This is a genomic window from Microbacterium sp. NPDC089696, from assembly GCF_044749125.1.
Lineage (GTDB): Bacteria > Actinomycetota > Actinomycetes > Actinomycetales > Microbacteriaceae > Microbacterium.
Genome location: NZ_JBIVHF010000002.1, coordinates 772,407 through 792,886, shown reverse-complemented (window position 1 = coordinate 792,886; position 20,480 = coordinate 772,407). Strand labels below are relative to the sequence as shown.

Genomic DNA, 20,480 nt, shown 5'->3' with positions numbered 1-20,480 from the left:
GAGCGGGCTACCGATTCAGAGCGCCCAGTTCCAATCCTCGTCAGCAGTCACCTCTGTTCTTCCGATGACATAGGACGAGCCCGAACCCGAGAAGAAGTCGTGGTTCTCTGAGCTCGGCGAGAGGGCGGACAGGATCGCGGGGTTCACGTTCGTGACGGTCGAGGGGAACATCGCCTCGTAGCCCAGGTTCATGAGGGCCTTGTTGGCGTTGTAGTGCAGGAACTTCTTGACGTCCTCGGTGAGGCCGACGCCGTCGTAGAGGTCCTGCGTGTACTGCACCTCGTTGTCGTAGAGCTCGAACAGCAGGTTGAACGTGTAGTCCTTGAGCTCCTGGCGGCGCTCCTCGGTCTCGTTCTCGAGCCCCTTCTGGAACTTGTAGCCGATGTAGTACCCGTGCACGGCCTCATCGCGGATGATGAGGCGGATGAGGTCGGCGGTGTTCGTGAGCTTCGCCTTCGACGACCAGTAGATCGGCAGGTAGAAGCCCGAGTAGAACAGGAACGACTCGAGCAGGGTCGAGGCGATCTTGCGCTTCAGGGGGTCGTCGCCCTGGTAGTAGTCCATGATGATCTGCGCCTTCTTCTGAAGGTTCGGATTCTCCGTGGACCAGCGGAACGCCTCGTCGATCTCCTTCGATGAGCAGAGAGTGGAGAACACCTGGGAGTAGCTCTTCGCGTGCACCGACTCCATGAACGCGATGTTCGTGTACACCGCCTCCTCGTGGGGCGTCAGGGACTCGGGGATGAGCGAGATCGCGCCGACGGTGCCCTGGATCGTGTCGAGCAGCGTCAGCCCCGTGAATACGCGCATCGTCAACAGCTGCTCCTCGGCGCTCAGCGTGTTCCACGACTGGATGTCGTTCGACAGCGGCACCTTCTCCGGCAGCCAGAAGCTGCTGGTCAGTCGATTCCAGACCTCGAGATCCTTCGCGTCGTCGACCCTATTCCAGTTCACGCCTTGGAATGGTGCATAGGTCATGATCTTCCCTCCGGTTGCGCTGTGTCGATGAATGGTCGTGACAGCTCGGCCCAGCTGGCCCCAATCCCGCGGGCCACGCGGGCGACGTCGTCGGACGTACCGAAGAGCTCGAACCGGTCAAGAAACGGCACGTTGCACTTCCGGCTGATGATCTCTCCGGCCAGGCAGTATGCGGAACCGAAGTTGGTGTTGCCGGCCGCGATGACGCCACGGATTCCGCGGCGGTTCGCCTCATGATTGAGGAACTTGACGACCTGCTTCGGCACTGCGCCCTTCTCGGAGCCGCGCCCTTGCCCTCCGCCGTAGGTTGGGGTGAGAAGCACGTAAGGCTCCTCGACCACGACGAAAGGGTCGGCGGGCATCGTCGGTAGCTGCTGTGTGCGGAGTTCGGGAAGGTGGGCGGCGAGCTTCGCGACGAAGCGCGCTGTGTTCCCTGAGACGCTCGAGAAGTAGACGAGGAGGGGTGTCGTCGGCGCTGTGTGTTCAGCCAAGGCGCCTCCTACTGTTTCGTCGGCGCGGTGGATGCTGTGTCGCCGCTCCTGTTGAGCGGAGACGAGGGCCGTCGCCCGTGGTCCTGCCCCAGACCGAAGTAGTGCCTATAGCTGTAAATCGTCGGCTTCCAGCTGCGAGGGTCGATGTGGTTCGTCCCGTCGATGATGAGGCTGTCACGGGCGTGTACGGTGACGACCTCTACTTCGGCGATGACGTAACCGCCAATGCCAGGGGTCGCCCGACGCAGTACGGCCTCGAGCTGCAGGTCGCACTCGTCAACGCGGGGCGGGCTGACGTGTGTCGAGGGTGCAGGTGTCAGCGCGGCGAACGAGAACTTGTCCTTCACGTGCACGTAGGTGTCGGCCTTCGCCGCAGGAACGGGCAGCATCCCCGTGACGTCACCGAGTGCCTCGATGGCGGGCACAAGGTCGGGGGATGGAAAGTTGATGGTGATCTCGCCGTGGCGGAGAAGGTTGGCTGCGGTCATGCTCGAGTCCTCCAAGCCGAGGACCACCATGTCTCCGAGAGCCCAGTACGACGACGCGGGGGCGAGGTTTGCGGTGCCGTCCTCGTTCGACGTGGAGAACAGCATCACGGGCGTTCCGACGTAGTGAATGGGAGGCTTCACCTGCCGGTGGGCCACACGAAGATGAGTCTCGGACAACGAATGCCTCCCCGCAGAGTTGGGCCGACGCCGAAGGGCGCGAGCGCGAGCTTCCAACCTAGTGCATTGCGATGCCCCGTCGAGTGCACCATGGTGGTCCGCGGGTGAGTACGAGTCGCCGACAAAACGGTCGAGCATGAGACGTCGCGGACGCCTCTTCGAAAAACTGCAGAGGGCCCCGATCCAGCTTCTATGGATCGAGGCCCTCTGCAGTCCGAGGTGCGGGCGAGCGGAGGTGACTCAGGCCCAGTCGGCGAGGTCCGGGACCGCGTCCGCGCTGGTGGCGGCAGCAGGCGGGCAGCCGTGGCTCGTCATCGCCTTCGCCGGCGCGGCGCTCCTCGTCACGATCTTCTCCTTGGCCATCGCCAAGCCGGTCGGCATCGGAGACGACATCCTCGAGGAGGCGGGAAGCGACGCATCGGTCGATGATGTCGACCCCCGTCGGGTAACCACTCACTGAAATCGGTAGTGAGTCCCGCGCCCCCTCCCGGGTGCGGGACTCGCTTCGTTCTGCCGACGACGCAACACGCATGGGCGCGGGTGCCGGCGGCGCCGACGCCGTGATGACCCACCTTGTCTCATCGGCCAGTGGATGAGACAAGGCGGGTCATCCTGCCTGGGCGCTCGGGTCTGCGTCGGTGATCGCCGCGCCCGCGGGGGCGTGCTCGAGCCCCAGTCCTTCCTGACCGTAGGTGCTCAGCACTTCGGCGATCACGACTCTGTACGAGTCGATCCATCGTTCTCGACGCCCTTTCGCCTCGCGATGTGCGTCCATGCCGATGAGTTGATGGAGCGATTCGAGGCTGTCCCAGTAGTAGACCTCGGAGTGCAGTCCGGTCTTCTCATTCGTCCATTCCTCTTCGCCGAGGAAACCCGGGATCACGCGCGCTCGCTCCGCGATCTCGTTGTTCCGAGCATGGAACTCGTCGTCGTACTCGAGCGAGTGGAAGATAAAAGTCGACGTGTACACGGGACCTCCAGGCGTCTGTCTTCGAGCATTGTCATCCAACCCGACAGATGCGACAAGCTGCGCAGGATATCCAGGGCCTATCGCGCGCGCTCGGCTTCATCGGAAGCCCGTGCCGCTCGTGACAACCAAGGCATGTATCCAGATGCACACGAGCGGTGACCCAATTCTTGTCTGCAGCACCGCCGCGACCGGACTCCGTTCCGTTGGCCTGGTGCTGCTCGAGATCGATGAAGTGGCCGTGAGTGGGGCATCGGACAGTCTCGTCGACGACCTCTTCGCCGCCGTTATCGACGCGACAGAAGAGGCCATCGTCAATGCGCTGGTCGCCGCGCGCACGATGGTCGGACGGTTCGGCCTCACCGCCCGGGCCGTTCCCCATGATCTTCTCCGCGCCGCTCTCTAGGCGAGTCCTCACAGGAAGGCGATGAGCGGCGTTTTCGCCCTCTCCAGAATGGATCGGGCATCACTCTCGACACTGGTGAAGGAGCCAGCCCAACCGCAAATTCTGAGCCCAGATCGAGCGATCAGCGCGGGTGTCTCTGGGGTTGCTTGTCCGTCAGACCGTTGGTTGATGATCGAGACCACGAGGCGAAGCACTTGGTCGCCCACATCTTCGGAACCGGTAATGTCGACGACGTCACGCGACCAGGTCACGTATCGCTCGCGGAGACGCAGACGCGCCTGCTGATAGTCGGACATCTCCTCACTCCGAGCCTCGGGAGATAACAGGATCGCGCCGACGTTCCAACGCCAACTTGCCAGCAACGTGGCATCGGCGAGTGCGAGGCTGAAGAGCCGGCCAGGCGAATCCTCCTTCGCGGGGCTCGTCACGCGCTCGATGGCGTCGGCGATCTCCAGTGAAGGGCGAATCCCCTCCATGAGCAAGGTCTTGAGAATCGCTGCCTTGGAGCCGAAATGATGGTAGATCGACTGTTGGCCCACGCCTACTGCCGTCGCAATCTGCGCGATGCTGGTCCCCGAATATCCCTGCTGGCTGAACAGCTCGGCAGAGGCGTCCAGGATCTGCTCGGCGGTGTCCTCTCCACGCCTTAACCGTGGGCTCTTTCGGGGGCGGCCAGGAGCAGGGGACACCCTCAGAGCATCTCACAGTCGCGCGTCATCAACCGGAACGTGATGCGCCCCACATCGAAGGTCTTGCGTTCTGGGTGATTTTGAGTGGATACTCAAAACCACTCAGAACGCACAAGTGAGCAAAAGACCCAAAGACAAGGTGGGCGACCAATGACGTATCTGCGCTCAGACCGTCTCGTCGGCGCTTGCTTCGTCGACAACGCTGAGGATGAGCTCGACCTCGACCGGCGCGTTCAACGGCAACGCCGTGACGCCGACGGCAGACCGTGCATGGTGACCGCGAGAGCCGAAGACGTCTACGAGGAGGTCGCTCGCCCCGTTGATGACGGCCGGCTGGTCAGAGAAGTTCGCCGTAGACGCGACGTAACCCATCACGCGAACCACTCGCGCCGCGTCAAGGTCACAGACCGCCGCCGCTGCCGCCAACGCGTTGAGAACGCTGACAGCGGCCAGTTCCTGCCCGAGGTTGGTATCGACTTCGGCGCCGAGCTTGCCAGCCTGGATCAATACGCCAGACTTCAGCGGCAGTTGCCCCGAGGTGTATACGAGTTCGCCGATGCGAACTGCCGGCACGAAGTTCGCAATCGGTGTGGGTGCGGTGCCGAGCTCGAAACCGAGCTCGTTGAGCCGCGCACGCGTTCGACGGTGTCGCTGGTCGATGGCCGACGAAGTGTTCATGGGTCTCCTTACCGGATGTCTTTCTGCGTCGCGGTCGAGGGCGAGTTTCGCAGGCGGGCGACTCCGATTGTGGCTAGGGGATCCCGCCCGAGGCGCCCGGCGTCCCGCTCAGTAGGACGCACGGCCGGCATGGTCGCCATCCAGCAAAGCGACCCGCCTCGCCCTCCCGACCCCGTGTTCGTTCATCCCGTCCCAGGGGGTGGGACGGGATCTTTTCGCTCGGTCCAAACGCCCGTATCCATGATCCTGAGCGTTAGCTCGACCTGAGTACCTACCGCCGAAGACCTGGGCATCGTTCCCAAGGACCGGCCCGCGACTATCACCCGGAAAGAGGAATCGTGACCACTATCAGGAAGGTCATCATCACCTGCGCCATCACTGGCTCGATCCACACGCCGTCGATGTCGCCGCACTTGCCCATAACGCAGAACGAGATCGCAGACCAGGCCATCGCAGCGTGGGAGGCCGGCGCTGCGATCATCCACCTGCATGCCCGGAGCCCGCAGGACGGTCGTCCGTCGCAGGACCCCGACGACTACATCCCGGTGTTGGAGCAGATCAAGAAGCACACCGACGCGGTCGTAAGCATCACGACCGGCGGTAACCCTGCGATGACGGTGGACGAGCGGATGCGCCCCATCAAAGCCTTCAAGCCTGAGCTCGCGTCTCTCAACATGGGCTCGATGAACTTCGCCAACCACCTGATGCTCGACCGCTTCAGCGACTTCAAGTACGACTGGGAAGAGCCGCAGCTGAAGCGCTCGAAGGACGTCGTCTTCAAGAACACGTTCGCCGACATCGAGAACATTCTCGAGATCGGCGCCGCGAACGGCACGAAGTTCGAGTTCGAGTGCTACGACACGTCGCACATCTACAACTTGCACCACATGCACCAGCGAGGCCTCACCCGCGGCCCGCTGTTCGTGCAATCCGTCTTCGGCCTGCTCGGAGGAACGGGTACGCACCCTGAGGACCTCATGCATATCCGACGCACAGCGGATCGGCTTCTGGGCGATGACTATCGCTGGTCGATTCTCGGAGTCGGCAAGAGCCAGCTGCCGCTGGGCATGATGGGCGTCACCATGGGGTCACACATCCGCGTCGGCCTCGAAGACTCGCTGTGGATCGAGCCGAACGAGCAGGCGCACAGTAACGCGCATCAGGTGACCAAGGCACGGGCCGCGCTCGAGAACCTTTCATTCGACATCGCGACCTCGGCTGACGCTCGCGACATCCTCCAGCTCAAAGGCAAGGCCAACGTCGGGTACTGACCCTGCCTATTGCACTGCACCGCCGCACGCAGACACGGCGTCCCCCCTACCGTCCGAACCCCATCAAGGAAGAACCAGCCAATGAGCATCTTCACCGAATCTGAGATCCTCCGGCGCCAGAGCCTTGTCGCCGCCGACCTCGCAGCGAAGGACGTCGACCTCGCGATCTTCACGTCCTCTGACAACGTCTACTACACGTCCGGCGTGCCGCTCCTGTCGGAGTGGGGACGGCCGATGTGGTCGGTGTTGTTCCCCGACTCGCGCTCGGTGGTCATTGGCGCGGAGATCGAAGCCGAGACGATGGAGCGCAACGCACCCGCGTCCAAGGTGTTGCCCTTCGGCGACGAAGGCAACGTGATCGACCTGGCGCTGGAGAGGCTCTTCAGCGAGATTCCCGCCGAGGTCCGCGTCGGACGTGTCGGGATCGAGATGGGCTGTCTCTCGGTGAGCGTGTTCGAGAAGATCCGTGCCCGGTTCTCGGAGGCGGAGTTCGTCGACGTTGGACCTGTGGCCGCGGCAGCGCGGATCATCAAGTCTGAGGAAGAGTCGGTCATCCTGAACGTCGCCGCCGAGATCGCGAAAATTGGCGCGAACGCTTATCTCGAAGCTCTCACCCCAGGCAACACTGAGCTGGCGGTCGCCGGCCACGCGCGAGCTGCGATGGATAAGGCGCTTGGAGCGCTGTACCCAGAAGGCGCGACGAGCTCTTACGTCTACGCGCAGTTCGGAGACCACTCGTTGAGCCCGCACCTGCACGCCACGGGGCGGCGGCTGCAGCGAGGCGACGTCGTCGCGCTCAACGTCTTCCCTGTCGTCTGGGGCTACTGCATCGAGCTCGAGAGGACGTACGTGTACGGGCCCCGCACCGACCGGCAGGACTCGATGCTGGACATCCTGGAGAGATCGTTCACGCTCGGCAAGGAGCTGTACCTCCCGGGCAAGCGCTTCGACGAACTGCACGCCGACTGCACAGCCGTACTCGCGGAAGACGGGCTCGACAAGTACGTGCGCCATGGCACCGGCCACGCCCACGGCATCATGGTCGGTTCGGCATCGCGTGAAGAGCTCGGTGAGATCCGCAAGTACAACCACGGAACCGTTCAGACCGGGATGTTCAACTCCATCGAACCGGGTTTCTACATTCCTGGCGAAGGTGGGTTCCGCCACTCCGATGTGATGCAGGCGACATCGGAGAGCGCCACCTGCATCACAGAGTTCCCGGTGCGCCTCGATCTCTGATCGCGGCGTACCGGACACGCCGCAAGGCGTCTCCCTGCACGACCAGAACCCGCGGCGCGAAGCCGCACTTACCCTTGGGAGTTCAATGATGAGCAGCACCACTCCAACCACTGAGACCTCGCGAGCCGAGTTGAAGAAAAGACGGAGAACGCTCTTCGCGTCCTCGGTCGGCACGTTCATTGAGTACTTCGACTATGCGTCGTACTCGTACCTCGCGCTCACCCTTGCGCAGGTATTCTTCGCCGACTCCGACCCGGGAGTTGCAGTTGTGCAGACCTTCGGTCTGTTCGCCCTCTCGTTCGTTATGCGCCCCCTCGGCGCCTTGTTCTGGGGGCACGTCGGAGACCGCATCGGTCGGAAGCGCACGCTCGCCTTCACGATCATCGGAATGGGGATCGCCACGACCGCCATCGGCCTGCTGCCGGGCTACGCCGTGCTGGGTCTCATCGCGCCGCTACTCCTGCTGCTGCTGCGGATGACCCAGAGCTTCTGTGCCTCCGGGGAGTATGCAGGTGCTGCGGTGCTCGTCGGCGAAAGCGCCCCGATCCGGCAGCGCGCCCGCTGGATCAGCGCCGTTCCCATCGGGAGCGCGACGGGCTTTCTGCTGGCATCATTCACGTCGACGGGTCTGCATGCCGCGTTGCCTGAAGACGCGATGCTCGAATGGGGCTGGCGCGTTCCCTTCCTGCTCAGCGCTCCGCTGACTCTCATCGCCTGGTACATCCGTACCCGCATGGAAGAGAGCCCGGTCTTCCGGGCGATGGAGAAGGCAGTCGAAGACAAGGCGGTTGTCGCGCCAGTCAATCCGCTGCGCTCCCTGTTCCGCGACCACTGGCGCACTGTCATCCGGATGCTTCTGATCATGGCGATCAACGCGTGCGGTTACTACCTGGTGCTGACGTACATGGCCACGTATCTCGAACAGGAGGTCGGGCTGAGCGGCCTGGACTCGAACGTCATCGTCACCGTGGCGCTGGTGGTGTACCTCCCTCTGCTTTACCTGTTCGCAACGATGGCGGATCGTTACGGGCGCAAGCGGATCCTGATGATCAGCAGCATCCTGTTCGTCCTGGTAACGCTCCCCGCGTTCCTCGTACTCGGGTCCACAGGCTTCGTCGGTGCGCTGATCGTTCAGCTCCTTCTCGTCGCAATCTTTGCCATGAACGACGGCGTATTCGCGACCCTCTTCGTTGAATCGTTCCCTACCTCCGTTCGGTTTAGTGGCTTCGCACTGCCCTTCAACGTCGGCAACGCATTGTTCGGAGGGCTCGCGCCACTGACTGCGGCGTGGCTCATCGAGGTGACGGGGGCGCCGACGGCGCCGGCGTTCATCGTGATCGCACTGGCTGTCGTAGCGATCATCGCGTTGCTCCGTACGCCGGAGACCAAGCCAACGGCGGACGCAGATCGCGTCGACGCCTGACCATCATCGCGTTCGCCTCGGTCGACCTCTCGTCGACCGAGGCGTACGCGTCGTGACGCCGGAGAGTTTCATGATCGAGAGCCGCAATCGTAGAGATGAAGAGGGCGCGCCGCGGCCCTCCATTGAGGAGAGCCTGCCCGTCATGTCCTTGCAGGTGGATGCCGAGCCGGAGACGAGCACTTCTTCTCTGTCTCGTGCGCTGTCGCTGCTCGATGCGTTCTCCGTCGAGTCGCCGGAGTTCAGCATCAGGGAACTGTCGCGTCGAAGCGGCGTCCCCAGATCGACCACCCACAGGCTTGTCGACGAGCTCATCAAATGGGGTGCCCTCGAACGAGGTGCCGACGGAGTCCGGCTGGGAGTAAAGCTATTCGAGCTAGGGTCACGCGCGCCCACTCAGACCACATTGAGAGAAGCGACGACCGCCTCCCTGCATGCGCTGAGCGAGGTGTGCAAGCTCACCGCGAACCTCGCCGTCCGCGACGGTGATCGCATCGTTTACCTCGACAAGATCACGTCGCCCGCGCTAAGGGTGCCGCACTCACGTTTCGGCGGACGTGGTTACCTCCACGCAACTGCGCTCGGTAAGGCGATCCTCGCGTACTCGTCGACCGAGATCGTGGATGACCTACTGCGAGACCCTCTTCCACGCATCGCCGCACGGACAATCGTCGACCCGGACCGACTCCGCGCGGAGTTCGCGACTATCCGACGTACGGGAGTGGCGTACGACGTCGAAGAGTCTCGAACCGGACTGTTCTGCGTCTCTGCGCCTATCCTCGACCGTCGCGGTCAACCGTTGGCAGCACTATCGGTGACCGGGGCAACGGCGTTCGCGCAGGCGGAAAAGTATGCCCCCGCCGTACTGGCAACAGCGCGAGCGGTCTCGCGGCGACTCGCGGCTAACGCAGCACGCTGACAGGTCCATCCGCTTGACGTTCGGTTGGGCATGTCCCGCAGAGCGGGACCATACCTCGCAGCAACGCTTCGCTGTTGACACAGTGGCGGAGTGATAGAGCAACAGGCAACCCGTGAGGTCGTCGTATCGGCCGCCGAGATGGAGGGCGTGATCGCCGCCGTGCTTCGGGCGCACGGCGCAACCTCCCACGACGCCACCAGACAGGCACAGATGCTTGTCGAAGGCGAACTGCGCGGACAACCATCTCACGGCGTGCGCCGGCTGCCGGTTCTTTCAGAACGGCTCCGCAACGGAGTCTCGACCTCGGGAATGCAGCCCGTCGTGACCTGGAAGGGACATTCGCGCGTCGACATCGACGGGCAGGCATGTCTGGGCCCCGTCGTCGCCCACCATGCGATGGATCTCATTGTGTCAGCTGCTCGTGAGCATGGCATCGCGGTCGCGTCGATCCGCAACGCAGGACACATCGGCATGCTTGCCCCGTACGTCGAGCACCTCGCGACACAGTCATGCGTCGGAGTGGTCCTCACCGTGAGTGAGGCCCTCGTCGCGCCCCACGGCGGATCTCGGGCGATGGTAGGAACGAACCCCATTGGGATTGGCGTCCCGACGGCCGACGACCCGCTCATCCTGGACATGTCGACCGCTGCCGTCTCCGCAGGAAAGGTTCTGGACTACGCCGCTCGCGGTCAGGCCCTTCCGTCTGGCTGGGCAGTGGACGCGGCCGGGCAACCGACGACGGATGCCGTGGCGGCGACCATGGGGGCGATCTCTGCGTTCGGAGGCGCGAAGGGATATGCCCTCGGCGTCGCCTTGGAGCTTCTCGTCGGAGTGCTTGCTGGGTCAGCCTTCGGCCGCGATGTCTCCGGCACCTTGGATGTCGACCTCCCGCCGACGAAGGGTGACGTGTTCATCGCTATCCCCGTGCAGCCGGACTCGCCCGCATTGTCAGCGGCCGCGGCCTATCTCTCCACGCTGAGGCAGGAAGGTGCGCCAGGGTCTCCGGTACTCATTCCAGGAGATCGAGCGAGGCAGCTGCGCGCGAAACGCCTCGAGCACGGCATTCCTGTCGACGCTCAACTCTGGGACCAGATTCTCGAACTGCACGCCGCCTCATCAAGGAGCACTACATGACCACCAGCATCGGCGTTCTGCGCCTCCCGCGATCCATTCAGTTCGGCTTCGGATCACGCGAGGCCATCCTGCACGCGGCGCATCAGCTCGGTGAACGCGCGTTCATCGTCGTCGACCCGTTCCTCGCACCGAGTGCCGAGTTCCAAGGCATTCTCCGACAGCTCGACGAGGCAGGCGTCACCACGTGCGTTCACACCGAGGTCCTGCCCGAGTTGCCGGTGACCTCCCTGCAGGCTTCCGCCGAAGTCGCTGCCGCGTTCGCACCAGACGTGATCATCGGATGGGGCGGGGGAAGCGCGCTGGATGCGGCGAAGCTTGTCGCGCTCCTCGTCGCTCACGGTGGAACCCTCGCCGACTACTACGGGGAGAACGCGGTCCCCGGGGAAGTGCTCCCGCTCATCGCGGTTCCCACCACAGCAGGCACAGGATCCGAAGTCACGCCGGTCGCCGTTGTCGCGGACACCGAGCGTGAGCTGAAGGTAGGGATCTCAAGCCCCTACCTCATCCCTCACACCGCCATCGTCGACCCAGAACTGACGCTGGGTGCTCCGCCGACAGTCACGGCGTATTCCGGGATCGATGCGCTCGTTCACGCCATCGAGTCGTACACCGCTGCTGATCTGAGCACTGTCTTCAACGAAAGCCAGCCAGTGTTCATCGGTCGCAACGCCCTGAGTGACCCGCTGTCACTCGAAGCGGTACGCCTGATCGGGCCGCATCTCGAACGAGCGGTGAACACACCATCGGATCGCGACGCGCGTGCTGCAATGGCGAAAGGAAGCCTCCTCGCGGGGCTCGCCTTCGGTAACACCGGAACGCACCTTTCCCACGCGATCCAGTACCCCATCGGCGCCCTCACGCACACACCGCACGGACTGGGAACCGGACTGATGCTGCCCTATGTGATGCAGGCGATCTCCTCGGCGGTTCCCGAACGACTCGCTCGAATCGGAGATGCTCTCGGGACTGAGTCGACCGCGGAGGCCGCCATCGAGCGTGTGGCTCAGATCGTGCATCGAATTGGTGTGCCCGCCTCCCTCGCAGACATCGGCATCAAGCAAGGCGACCTTGGAAGAATCGCCGAGCTCGCTCTCTCATCACGTCGACTCGCCGGGATCTCCCCAGTCCCCGCCGACATCGACCTCCTCACGCACATCCTCACAGCCGCCCACGCGGGTGACCGCGCATCTCTGCGCGCATAAAGATCGGAGACATCGCATGGAACTGTTCACACGTCTGTACGTCGACGGCGCCTGGCGCGACGGCGCCGACGGCACGACATTCCCCGTCATCGACCCTGCTGACGGGACAGAGATCGCACAGTTCGCCGCAGCCAGCGAAGGCGACTGCCTTGACGCGGTCGCGGCGGCCGCACGAGCGCTCCCTGGATGGTCGGCCACTGCGCCACGAGCCCGCAGCGAGATCCTCCGCCGCGCATACGACATCCTCACGGATGAACTCGACGTCTTCGCGGAGATCATTGTGCGCGAGAACGGCAAAGCGTGGGCGGACGCGGTGGGCGAGGCCAACTATGCGAAAGAGTTCTTCCGTTGGTTCGCCGAGGAGGCCGTCCGCATCCCCGGCGAGTATCGTCTCTCGCCCGCCGGCGACAAGCGCATCGTCGTGACCCGACAGCCCATCGGAGTGGCACTGCTGATCACACCGTGGAACTTCCCCGCGGCGATGGCGACTCGTAAACTCGCCCCCGCCCTTGCCGCCGGCTGCACCGCGATCCTCAAGCCTGCACGAGAGACCCCTCTCACCGCTGCCTACATGGTCGATGTCATGGAACGAGCCGGCGTGCCATCCGGAGTCGTGAACTTGGTCACGCCGGTTCCGACTGGTCCCCTCGTCCGAAAGATGGTCGATCACCCGGCCGTGCGAAAGCTCTCGTTCACCGGGTCGACCGAGGTGGGGCGCGAACTCCTTCACGCTAGTGCAGACTCCGTGGTCTCCACGTCGATGGAACTCGGCGGCAACGCCCCGTTGATCGTCCTCCCCGGCGCGGACCTCGACCTCGCGGTCGAAGGTGCCTTCCTTGCGAAGATGCGAAATGGAGGCTCAGCGTGCACCGCGGCCAACCGTTTCTATGTGCACACCGACGTCCATGACGAGTTCGTGGCGCGCATGCGGGACCGCCTCTCGAGAGTGTCCTTCGGCAGTGGCCTGGATCCCGCAAACGACCTAGGTTCCCTGGTGTCGGTCGGCGAGCGGGACAAGGTGGCCGCCTTGGTGAGTGCGGCGGTAGACGACGGTGCGACGGTCGAGCTCGGGGGATTGACTCCTGACGTCGAGGGTGCGTTCTACCCGGCGACCCTCCTGACATCGGTAGAGCACGGAAGCCGCATCAACGCGACTGAGATCTTTGGTCCCGTCACAGCTGTCGTCCGCGTCCCTGACATCGGCACCGCTGTGCGGATGGCGAACGACACCGAGTTCGGTCTCATGGCCTATGTATTCGGTGACGAGGACGAAGCTATCGCCGTGGCCCACCGGCTCGAGGCGGGAATGGTCGCTGTTAACCGCGGGGTGGTGAGTGATCCCGCCGCGCCGTTCGGCGGGATGAAGCAGTCGGGCCTCGGCCGCGAGGGCAGCTCCGAGGGGATTCTCGAGTTCCTCGAAGAGCAGTACATCGCTCTGAATCCCTGACCTGAGTACAGCCGCGAAGCACCGTGGGACGGGGTCAGCGCACACGCCATCACACCTTCCTCAAACGTGACGGCGGACGACTCCATGCATCACGCCCCCAGGCCAGCCGAGGGCGCTACTGAACGAGGTAGCGCTCTCGGAAGGTGCGGAGCCGACGGCGATGGTTGGTCAGCCCAACCGCTGTTGTCCCGGGCTGTCGTGAACGAGGGGTCCTCGGCCTAGACGCGCAATTCTTGTCGTGGCCCAGGTCGCGCGGGTCGTCGTCGCTAGCGCAACGTTACGCAACGAACTATCGTGGGTTCATGACTACCGAAGTCCCTAAGCGAAAGCGCCGCAGGCCGAGCATTCATGCGGTCGCAGAGATCGCGAGCGTCGCACCATCGACGGTGTCGAGGTATCTCAACGGCAAACTGGAGATTGCTGCCGATACCGAAGAGCGGATCCAGTCCGCGATGACCGAGATCGGCTACATCAAACCACAAGCGGAGGAGTCCTCGACCAGGACGCCACTCATCGCAATCGTCGTTCCCCGAGTCGAGATCGCCTACTTCGCAGACCTGGCCGACCGTGTGGCTGATGCAGCAGAGAGGGCAGGGCTGGAGACGGTGATCTGCACCACTCGTAGCCGCGGCTTCAAGCGAGGATCCCTCATCGAACAGCTCTTGTCCCTCCCCATTGCGGGCGTCGTGTTCGCCGGAACCAATAGGCACAACGATGGCGTGCGTCAGTTCCAGGAAGCGGGTATCCCCGTCGTCGCCATCGCGGAGCCGGTGGAAGGTCTCGAACTCGATAGTGTGCGCGTCGACTACCGTTCGGGAGCCAATCAGGCTGTTGCATACTTGGCCAGCTTGGGGCACAAGTCCATAGGGATGATCGGGGGCCCCCCTTGGTTGGGATCGAATGTCGCCGCCAGATCGGGGTTCGAAGATGCACTGACGCAGTGCGGGCTGCAGCCTCGGCCAGAGCTTCAGCTGTTCGGTGAGATCAGCCGGGACTTCGGCTACTCCGCACTCTCGCAGCTGTTGCTCGAGACGGAACGTCCGACAGCGATCTATGTCACCGCCGATGAGATCGCGCTCGGCGTCTATTGGGCCGCGCGGGATCTTGGGGTGTCCCTGCCAGAAGAGCTCTCAATCGTCAGCTCGGATGACATCTCCACGGCGCAGTTCCTCACCCCGGCGCTGACATCTGTGCGGCTTCCGCGAGAGAAGATGGCCGACCGTGCAATCGACATCCTGCTCAACAGACTTGCCGGCGAGATGTCGACGAGTGTTGCAGACCTTGTCCTGCCCGTCACGTTGCAAGTGCGAGGCTCCGCCGTCGCTCGAAAGTAGTGGTCGCGCGAACAACATTCGCGAAACACTTGCGCAACGTTGCCTGAATGGTGCATGCTCTCTGTAATCGCTTTACACAGAGAGGTGCCTCACGATGGCTCGCTACGCACACGTCCCCCTTCCCGCCTTCGGACTCGGTGAGAACCCTGCCGAAACGACGGTGGAGGAGTACCAGCAGCGGATCGCCCAGGCGCGTGAGCTGATGAAGTCCAAGGGTCTCGACACGCTCGTCGTGTACGGAGACCGGGAGTACTTCGGTGACCTGTACCACCTGATCGGCATCGACCCGCGTTTCGAGGAGGGGCTGCTTGTCCTCACCGCTGATGACAGCACGATCATCCTCGGCAACGAGAACCTCGGCCGCCCCAACCGTGAGATCGGCCACAAGGTCGTCCTGTGGCAGGAGCTGAGCCCCGGTGGGCAGCGTCGCGACGCCGCATCGACCCTCGAGAGCCTGTTGCGCGGCGCCGGTGTTACCGCCGGATCCGTTGTCGGAGTCAACGGTCAGAAGCGTCTGAGCCCTGCATTCTTCGAGTCGGCGGCGGAGCAGTTCTCCGCTCCTGCATACCTCGTCGACGCCCTTCGGACGCTGGTCGGAAACGGCGAGCTGCGCGACGCGAAGGACCTGTTCACGCACCCCGACTTCGGTCTTCGCTCCGTCGCCACCGTCCACGACATCTCGCGGTTCGAGTTCGGCTCGAGCGTCCTCTCCCTCAGCGTTCTGCGCGCGATGGAAGGCATCACTCCCGGCGTGAACGCTGACGAGCTCAGCGACGGCTACTTCAGCCGCGGAGTCTCCGAGACCGTGCACCGCATGCTCAACTTCGGATACCGCGTCGGACTCGGCTCGCCGCGACCGCTTCCCGCGCGCCTCGGCGACAAGTTCCAGCTCGCGCAGGGCATCCAGGGCGGCCTGACCGCACGCGTCGGTGTCATCGCCGGCGGTGAGAGCGACCTTAAGCCCGAGCAGGCGGAGCTGTTCAACGCCCTCACCCTCAACTACTTCGATGTGCTCTCCGCATGGCACGAGACGGTGCGCGTCGGCGCTGACACCGCGGACGTGTTCGACGTCGTCGACGGTATCCGCGACGACTCCGTGTGGCAGTTCGCCCTCAACCCCGGCCACCAGCTGCACTACGAAGAGTGGAGCAACAGCAACTTCTGGAAAGACGACCACCAGATCCTCCGCTCCGGCTCGATGCTGCAGTGCGACGTCATCCCCGTCACTGCACGCGCAGACGTCGAGGTCGGCATCGAGGACGGGCTGGTCCTCGCGGACGCCGCGCTTCGCGACGAGATCGCGAACCTGTACCCCGAGCTGTGGGGCCGCATCCAGGCCCGTCGTAGCTTCCTCGCGGACAGCATCGGCGTGCAGCTGGACGAGTCCCTCCTGCCGCTGAGCAACACCCCTCTCTGGCACACCCCGTACGTGCTCGATGGTGCACGCAACCTCACCCGATAAGGAGCCGAGACCATGACACACGCAGACAAGACCATCGTCATTCGTGGCGACGGGATCGTTGACGGCACGGGAGGGCCCGTGAAGGAAGCGGTCGACATCGTTGTGACCGGAACGAAGATCGAGCGGATTGTTCCTCGGGAGTCGGAGACGTTCGCGGCCGATGTGGAGATCGTCGACGCATCCGGCTCGACTCTGATGCCGGGCCTCATCGACTCGCACATGCACTTCTTCGGTGTGCCGAGCCATCAGCTCCAGCGGCTTCCGAAGGAGACCGAGTCCTACCGCGCGCTTCGCGCGGCAGGCGAGGCCCGCAAGATGCTGCTCGCGGGCATCACGTCCGCTCGCGACCTCGGCTCGTCCATCGGACCGGATGTGCGCCGAGGCATCAACGAGGGACACATCCCCGGGCCGAAGCTGGTGACTGCTGGCGAGTTCATCACCACCACTAACGGCACCTGGGAGTACACGGACCTCCCCATTGAGTGGGCTCGTGAGCGGGACATCATCGCTGATGGCGCGGATGGGATGCGTGAGATCGTGCGTCGTCGGACGCGCGCCGGTGCGAACGTGATCAAGCTCGGTCTGTCCAAGGGGTATATCGACGACCAGTACCACGCGTGGGGCGATGACCCGAACATGCAGCTCGCAGCGATGACCCTCGAAGAGGTCGAGGCTGCGGTCGACGAAGCCCATATTCACGGCATCAAGGTCAGCGCGCACTGCATCGGTGAAGCCGCAGTCGTCCTGGCCCTGGACGGCGGCATCGACATCATCGAGCACGGCTACGCCATCACCGAGGAGACTCGGGCGCGCCTGGCAGCATCCGGGAAGCTCGTCGGTTCGACGATCTCTCAGCTGTACAGCCACCAGGCCGCCTACGTCGAGTACAACTACCCCCAGTGGGAACGGGATGTGTTCGACCGTCACACGACGCAGATGAAGATCGACTTCGTTCGCAGCCTCGCTGCTGGTGTTCGCTTCGTCCTCGGATCCGACCTCATCGGTTACCCCACCCACCCGCAGGACACCGCGGCACGCGAGTTCCAGTACGCGGTCGAGTGGGGAATGGGCCCGGAGGAAGCACTGGTCGCGGGGACCGCCCGTGGTGCGGAAGCCCTCGGTGTCGAGAACGAGACCGGCACGCTCGAGGTCGGCAAGTACGCCGACATCATCGCCGTCCCCGGTGACCCCATCGCGGACATCACTCTTCTTCAGCGACCGTCACTGGTCGTGAAGAACGGGCAGCTCATCCGACACGGCAGCAACATCCTCATCTGAAGGAAAACACAACCATGACACTCCTCAATGACAACGGCGTCTCCCTGAGGGAGGACGACCCGAACGAACCGTACATGCGGTTCCAGGATGTCGGGCTGCGCTACAGCGAGCGTGGCCCGGCGATCCTCTCCGACATCAACCTCGACGTGAAGAAGGGCGAGATCGTCTGTCTTCTGGGGGCAAGCGGGTGTGGGAAGTCGACGCTGCTGAACGTCGCGGCCGGATTCCTTGAGCCGACCCAGGGGAAGGCGCTCCTCCAGGGGAGCGAGATCTCAGGCCCGGGTGCGGACCGTGTGATGGTCTTCCAGGAGGACGCTGTGTTCCCCTGGTACACGGTTCGGCAGAACGTCGCCTACGGTCTGCGTGTGCGCGGTGTCTCGAAACAGGAGACGGCCGAGCTCGTCAACGATGCCATCAACCTGGTGGGGCTTACCGAGTACGCCGATGCGTACCCGCGTGAGCTCTCCGGCGGCATGCGCAAGCGGTGCGACATGGCCCGAGCCATCGTCCTTCGACCGGAGTCGATTCTGATGGACGAGCCTTTCGCTGCTCTGGACGTCATGACGAAGGAGCGGCTGCAGGTGCAGTTCCGTGAGATCAGTGAAGCACAGAACTCCACGTCTCTGTTCGTCACTCACGATCTCGAGGAAGCGCTGTTCGTCGGTACGCGCATCGCGATTCTTCGTAAGGGTGCGGGCCCGTTCCTCACCCTCGCAGACGTCCCGTTCGGCGCGCATCGAGAGGTGGAGATCAAGACGTCCCCGGAGTTCCAGAAGCTCCGTCGTGAGCTGGCTGATGTCATCGCCAGCGACCCCTCCCACAGGAAGGCCGCATGATGTCAACGACCACGCAGATTTCCACCCGATACCGTCGTCCGCCCAGCGCTTGGCGCAGCCGGAGCCTTCGGGCTATCGAGGCGCTCGTCGTGCCTGTCGCGCTCCTCGTCCTCTGGGCTGTGGTGACGTCCGCGGGCCTCATCGACACGCTGTTCCTGCCGAGCCCTGAGATGTTCTGGAACAGCCTGGTGGGTCTTGCGCCGCTGCTGCCCAGCGCAATCGGGATGACGGTCAGCCTCACCCTCGCCGGCTTCTTCATCGGCACACTCGGGGGCATCATCGTCGGACTGCTGCTCGCGTACAGCTTCAGGATCCGCAACTTGTTCGGTGGCGTGTTCGAGGCGTTGCGCCCCGTCCCGGTGTTCGCATTGATCCCGCTGTTCATCCTCTGGTTCGGTCTCGGCACGACACCGCAGATCATCCTCGTCGCCTTCGGCACCTTCGTGGTGCTGGTGGTGACGACGTTGGAAGCGATCCGAAACGTCAGTCCGGTGTACGTCAAGGCCGCGCTCAATCTCGGTGCCAGCCGCAGCTTCATCTACCGGACCGTCATCGTCCCCTCCATCACCCCGCACCTTGTCGGTGCCGTCCGAGTGAGCGCCGCAGCCTCCTGGGGGCTGGGAGTCGCCGCGGAGTTCATCGGCGCACAGGACGGCCTGGGCTACCTGATGCTCAATCGGCAGACGTTCCTCGACACCGCCGGGATCCTCGTCATCGTCGTGATCTACAGCCTCATCGCGTTCTTGTTCGACACCCTCATCCGCATCGGCCAGCGGCGACTGCTGCGCTGGACCGGTCGCAACCAGTTGTCCTCGCAAGTTGGTTCCGTCCTAGGAGTGAAGTAATGATGCAACACACCAAGCGCACTACCCGATCCCTTCTCGCCTCCCTTGCCGGCCTGTCTGCTGTCGTCGTCGCTCTCAGCGGCTGCGCGAGCGGCGCCGCCGAATCCACAGATGATGAGCTGACGACGGTGCGGATGTCCGTGCAACCGCTGCATCAGTACGTGGCCTGGGAGTTCGCGGAGCAGAGCGGCATGGCCGAGGAACTCGGTCTGGATCTGGAATTCACCTACCTTCCGCAGGTGGACACGGCCGTCCAGTCCCTCGCCCGCGGCGACCTCGACATGATTAGCACCTGCGGAGCATGCAACTTCCCGTACCTCGCGCAGTCGCCCGACCTTCGCGATGCCCTCATCATCAGCCAGTTCAAGGGGTTCATTCTCGTGGGGCAGGACGGGGCACCCAGCTATGACGCCCTCGTAGAGAGCGGGACGAGCCCGGAAGACGCACGCCAGGAGGTCTTCGACTACCTGAAAGGTCGCACCTTCGTCCTTCGCGAGTCGGCCTTCGGAGCGCTCGTGAACGGCCTGCTGAAGGAAGCTGGCCTCACCCGTGACGATGTCACGATCCTCGACGTCGCCGACGACGCACGTGCCGGCCAGGCGTTCCTGCAGGGCCAAGCGGACTTCTACATGGGCTCGCTCGCTCAGGAGTCCAAGCTTCTGCGTGATTACCCAGACCGTGCCGTCAACATGGGCGGCGCAGAGATCCTCGGCCCGGGTGGGCTCTGGTACGACACAATGGCTGTCGATCAGGACTGGCTGGACGAGAACCCCGAGACGATGGTCAAGATGGCTGCACTCTGGGCGCGCGTCGCCCGGTACGTCACGGAGAAGCCCGACGACGTCGTGCCGCTCATCACGGAACTCATCAACAAGAACTCCGGCTCTACCTTCTCCGATGAGGAGATCGAACAGCTGCTCAACGACTTCCTCGGCTTCGCGACCCTGGATCGCTGGGAGAACGACACCTACAACCCGGACAGCGACCTGTACTGGAAGAAGTCCATCGACTTCTACGCAGCCCAGAACGTCACCGACGGAGTTCTTCCTGAGAGCGTTGACGTCGACCAGCACTATGTTGACGAAGAGATCTACAGCCAGCTCACAGGCGACCAGGAACTGCTCGACTGGGTCAACGCACCTCTGACCTGAGCACGGCATAACTGGGCACGCGACCTGCGTCGCGTGCCCAGTTTCGTCCCCCCAAAACGTTCGACGAC

21 protein-coding genes are annotated in these 20,480 nt (G+C 63.7%); 15 read left to right on the top strand and 6 right to left on the bottom strand.

From position 1 onward, the window contains the following. Window positions 1–15 precede the first annotated feature (15 nt). Genes nrdF through ACIPY8_RS14240 form a run of 3 tightly spaced genes read right to left on the bottom strand, consistent with a single transcriptional unit; the run spans window position 16 to window position 2,113 of the window. Complete coding sequence (gene nrdF / locus ACIPY8_RS14250) at window positions 16–978, bottom strand: class 1b ribonucleoside-diphosphate reductase subunit beta (protein WP_400819387.1); 963 nt, start codon at window positions 976–978, stop codon at window positions 16–18. Further along, window positions 975–1,469: a class Ib ribonucleoside-diphosphate reductase assembly flavoprotein NrdI gene (gene nrdI / locus ACIPY8_RS14245; protein ID WP_400819384.1), complete on the bottom strand. Its 495-nt coding sequence runs from the start codon at window positions 1,467–1,469 to the stop codon at window positions 975–977. The genes nrdF and nrdI overlap by 4 nt, the downstream gene beginning before the upstream one ends. An 8-nt stretch (window positions 1,470–1,477) precedes the next feature. After that, window positions 1,478–2,113: a flavin reductase family protein gene (locus tag ACIPY8_RS14240; RefSeq protein ID WP_400819382.1), complete on the bottom strand. Its 636-nt coding sequence runs from the start codon at window positions 2,111–2,113 to the stop codon at window positions 1,478–1,480. A gap of 256 nt (window positions 2,114–2,369) precedes the next feature. Between ACIPY8_RS14240 and ACIPY8_RS14235 the strand changes: the two genes are divergently transcribed. Then, window positions 2,370–2,594 carry a hypothetical protein gene (locus ACIPY8_RS14235; RefSeq protein WP_400819379.1) on the top strand — a complete coding sequence of 75 codons (225 nt, stop codon included), beginning with the start codon at window positions 2,370–2,372 and terminating at the stop codon, window positions 2,592–2,594. A gap of 147 nt (window positions 2,595–2,741) precedes the next feature. On the opposite strand, the gene ACIPY8_RS14230 is transcribed toward ACIPY8_RS14235, so the two are convergent. Beyond that, on the bottom strand, window positions 2,742–3,104 hold the full coding sequence (locus tag ACIPY8_RS14230; protein ID WP_400819377.1) for an antibiotic biosynthesis monooxygenase family protein: 363 nt from the start codon (window positions 3,102–3,104) through the stop codon (window positions 2,742–2,744). 142 nt (window positions 3,105–3,246) lie between these two features. Between ACIPY8_RS14230 and ACIPY8_RS14225 the strand changes: the two genes are divergently transcribed. Continuing rightward, window positions 3,247–3,507: a P1 family peptidase gene (locus ACIPY8_RS14225; protein ID WP_400820350.1), complete on the top strand. Its 261-nt coding sequence runs from the start codon at window positions 3,247–3,249 to the stop codon at window positions 3,505–3,507. An 8-nt stretch (window positions 3,508–3,515) separates the two neighbouring features. Here the strand turns inward: ACIPY8_RS14225 and ACIPY8_RS14220 are convergent, their stop codons facing one another. Together ACIPY8_RS14220 and ACIPY8_RS14215 are read right to left on the bottom strand one after the other, a co-directional pair. After that, entirely contained in the window at window positions 3,516–4,196 is a 681-nt protein-coding gene (locus tag ACIPY8_RS14220) for a TetR/AcrR family transcriptional regulator (RefSeq protein ID WP_400819375.1), read from the bottom strand. Window positions 4,197–4,361: 165 nt separating this feature from the next. Then, the gene (locus ACIPY8_RS14215) at window positions 4,362–4,874 is read right to left on the bottom strand and encodes a RidA family protein (protein ID WP_400819372.1); all 513 of its coding nucleotides are present in this window, start codon (window positions 4,872–4,874) and stop codon (window positions 4,362–4,364) included. Between the two features lie 338 nt (window positions 4,875–5,212). Between ACIPY8_RS14215 and ACIPY8_RS14210 the strand changes: the two genes are divergently transcribed. The 13 genes from ACIPY8_RS14210 (at window position 5,213) to ACIPY8_RS14150 (ending at window position 20,412) form a co-directional block, all read left to right on the top strand. Further along, window positions 5,213–6,145 carry a 3-keto-5-aminohexanoate cleavage protein gene (locus ACIPY8_RS14210; protein WP_400819369.1) on the top strand — a complete coding sequence of 311 codons (933 nt, stop codon included), beginning with the start codon at window positions 5,213–5,215 and terminating at the stop codon, window positions 6,143–6,145. An 81-nt stretch (window positions 6,146–6,226) separates the two neighbouring features. Further along, window positions 6,227–7,384 carry a M24 family metallopeptidase gene (locus ACIPY8_RS14205; protein ID WP_400819366.1) on the top strand — a complete coding sequence of 386 codons (1,158 nt, stop codon included), beginning with the start codon at window positions 6,227–6,229 and terminating at the stop codon, window positions 7,382–7,384. Between the two features lie 88 nt (window positions 7,385–7,472). Next, entirely contained in the window at window positions 7,473–8,807 is a 1,335-nt protein-coding gene (locus tag ACIPY8_RS14200) for an MFS transporter (protein WP_400819364.1), read from the top strand. Window positions 8,808–8,877: 70 nt separating this feature from the next. Then, on the top strand, window positions 8,878–9,723 hold the full coding sequence (locus ACIPY8_RS14195; protein WP_400819362.1) for an IclR family transcriptional regulator: 846 nt from the start codon (window positions 8,878–8,880) through the stop codon (window positions 9,721–9,723). Between the two features lie 90 nt (window positions 9,724–9,813). Further along, a complete protein-coding gene (locus tag ACIPY8_RS14190; protein WP_400819360.1) occupies window positions 9,814–10,857 on the top strand; it encodes an Ldh family oxidoreductase in 1,044 nt (347 codons plus the stop codon). Next, window positions 10,854–12,059 carry an iron-containing alcohol dehydrogenase gene (locus ACIPY8_RS14185; RefSeq protein ID WP_400819358.1) on the top strand — a complete coding sequence of 402 codons (1,206 nt, stop codon included), beginning with the start codon at window positions 10,854–10,856 and terminating at the stop codon, window positions 12,057–12,059. The genes ACIPY8_RS14190 and ACIPY8_RS14185 overlap by 4 nt, the downstream gene beginning before the upstream one ends. A 16-nt stretch (window positions 12,060–12,075) precedes the next feature. Further along, window positions 12,076–13,506, top strand: a complete 1,431-nt coding sequence (locus ACIPY8_RS14180; RefSeq protein ID WP_400819355.1) for an NAD-dependent succinate-semialdehyde dehydrogenase — start codon at window positions 12,076–12,078, stop codon at window positions 13,504–13,506. Between the two features lie 302 nt (window positions 13,507–13,808). After that, a complete protein-coding gene (locus ACIPY8_RS14175) occupies window positions 13,809–14,840 on the top strand; it encodes a LacI family DNA-binding transcriptional regulator (protein WP_400819352.1) in 1,032 nt (343 codons plus the stop codon). Between the two features lie 94 nt (window positions 14,841–14,934). Beyond that, window positions 14,935–16,302, top strand: coding sequence for an aminopeptidase P family N-terminal domain-containing protein (locus tag ACIPY8_RS14170; RefSeq protein WP_400819349.1), 1,368 nt, complete (start codon window positions 14,935–14,937; stop codon window positions 16,300–16,302). Between the two features lie 12 nt (window positions 16,303–16,314). Next, complete coding sequence (locus ACIPY8_RS14165) at window positions 16,315–17,580, top strand: amidohydrolase family protein (RefSeq protein WP_400819347.1); 1,266 nt, start codon at window positions 16,315–16,317, stop codon at window positions 17,578–17,580. 14 nt (window positions 17,581–17,594) lie between these two features. Continuing rightward, on the top strand, window positions 17,595–18,416 hold the full coding sequence (locus tag ACIPY8_RS14160; protein ID WP_400819345.1) for an ABC transporter ATP-binding protein: 822 nt from the start codon (window positions 17,595–17,597) through the stop codon (window positions 18,414–18,416). After that, the gene (locus ACIPY8_RS14155) at window positions 18,413–19,261 is read left to right on the top strand and encodes an ABC transporter permease (RefSeq protein WP_400819343.1); all 849 of its coding nucleotides are present in this window, start codon (window positions 18,413–18,415) and stop codon (window positions 19,259–19,261) included. The genes ACIPY8_RS14160 and ACIPY8_RS14155 overlap by 4 nt, the downstream gene beginning before the upstream one ends. Continuing rightward, window positions 19,261–20,412 (top strand): ABC transporter substrate-binding protein, encoded by a 1,152-nt coding sequence (locus ACIPY8_RS14150; protein ID WP_400819341.1) that lies wholly within the window; start codon window positions 19,261–19,263, stop codon window positions 20,410–20,412. The genes ACIPY8_RS14155 and ACIPY8_RS14150 overlap by 1 nt, the downstream gene beginning before the upstream one ends. The last annotated feature ends 68 nt before the right edge of the window (window positions 20,413–20,480 follow it).

Bases quoted from the DNA above. Each gene is read 5' to 3' on its own strand.
- ACIPY8_RS14200 (WP_400819364.1), top strand. From the start codon at position 7,473: ATGAGCAGCACCACTCCAACCACTGAGACCTCGCGAGCCGAGTTGAAG.
- ACIPY8_RS14225 (WP_400820350.1), top strand. From the start codon at position 3,247: ATGCACACGAGCGGTGACCCAATTCTTGTCTGCAGCACCGCCGCGACC.
- ACIPY8_RS14160 (WP_400819345.1), top strand. From the start codon at position 17,595: ATGACACTCCTCAATGACAACGGCGTCTCCCTGAGGGAGGACGACCCG.
- ACIPY8_RS14170 (WP_400819349.1), top strand. From the start codon at position 14,935: ATGGCTCGCTACGCACACGTCCCCCTTCCCGCCTTCGGACTCGGTGAG.
- ACIPY8_RS14205 (WP_400819366.1), top strand. From the start codon at position 6,227: ATGAGCATCTTCACCGAATCTGAGATCCTCCGGCGCCAGAGCCTTGTC.
- nrdF (WP_400819387.1), bottom strand. From the start codon at position 978: ATGACCTATGCACCATTCCAAGGCGTGAACTGGAATAGGGTCGACGAC.
- ACIPY8_RS14175 (WP_400819352.1), top strand. From the start codon at position 13,809: ATGACTACCGAAGTCCCTAAGCGAAAGCGCCGCAGGCCGAGCATTCAT.
- ACIPY8_RS14195 (WP_400819362.1), top strand. From the start codon at position 8,878: ATGATCGAGAGCCGCAATCGTAGAGATGAAGAGGGCGCGCCGCGGCCC.
- ACIPY8_RS14215 (WP_400819372.1), bottom strand. From the start codon at position 4,874: ATGAACACTTCGTCGGCCATCGACCAGCGACACCGTCGAACGCGTGCG.
- ACIPY8_RS14165 (WP_400819347.1), top strand. From the start codon at position 16,315: ATGACACACGCAGACAAGACCATCGTCATTCGTGGCGACGGGATCGTT.
- ACIPY8_RS14150 (WP_400819341.1), top strand. From the start codon at position 19,261: ATGATGCAACACACCAAGCGCACTACCCGATCCCTTCTCGCCTCCCTT.
- ACIPY8_RS14180 (WP_400819355.1), top strand. From the start codon at position 12,076: ATGGAACTGTTCACACGTCTGTACGTCGACGGCGCCTGGCGCGACGGC.
- ACIPY8_RS14185 (WP_400819358.1), top strand. From the start codon at position 10,854: ATGACCACCAGCATCGGCGTTCTGCGCCTCCCGCGATCCATTCAGTTC.
- ACIPY8_RS14155 (WP_400819343.1), top strand. From the start codon at position 18,413: ATGATGTCAACGACCACGCAGATTTCCACCCGATACCGTCGTCCGCCC.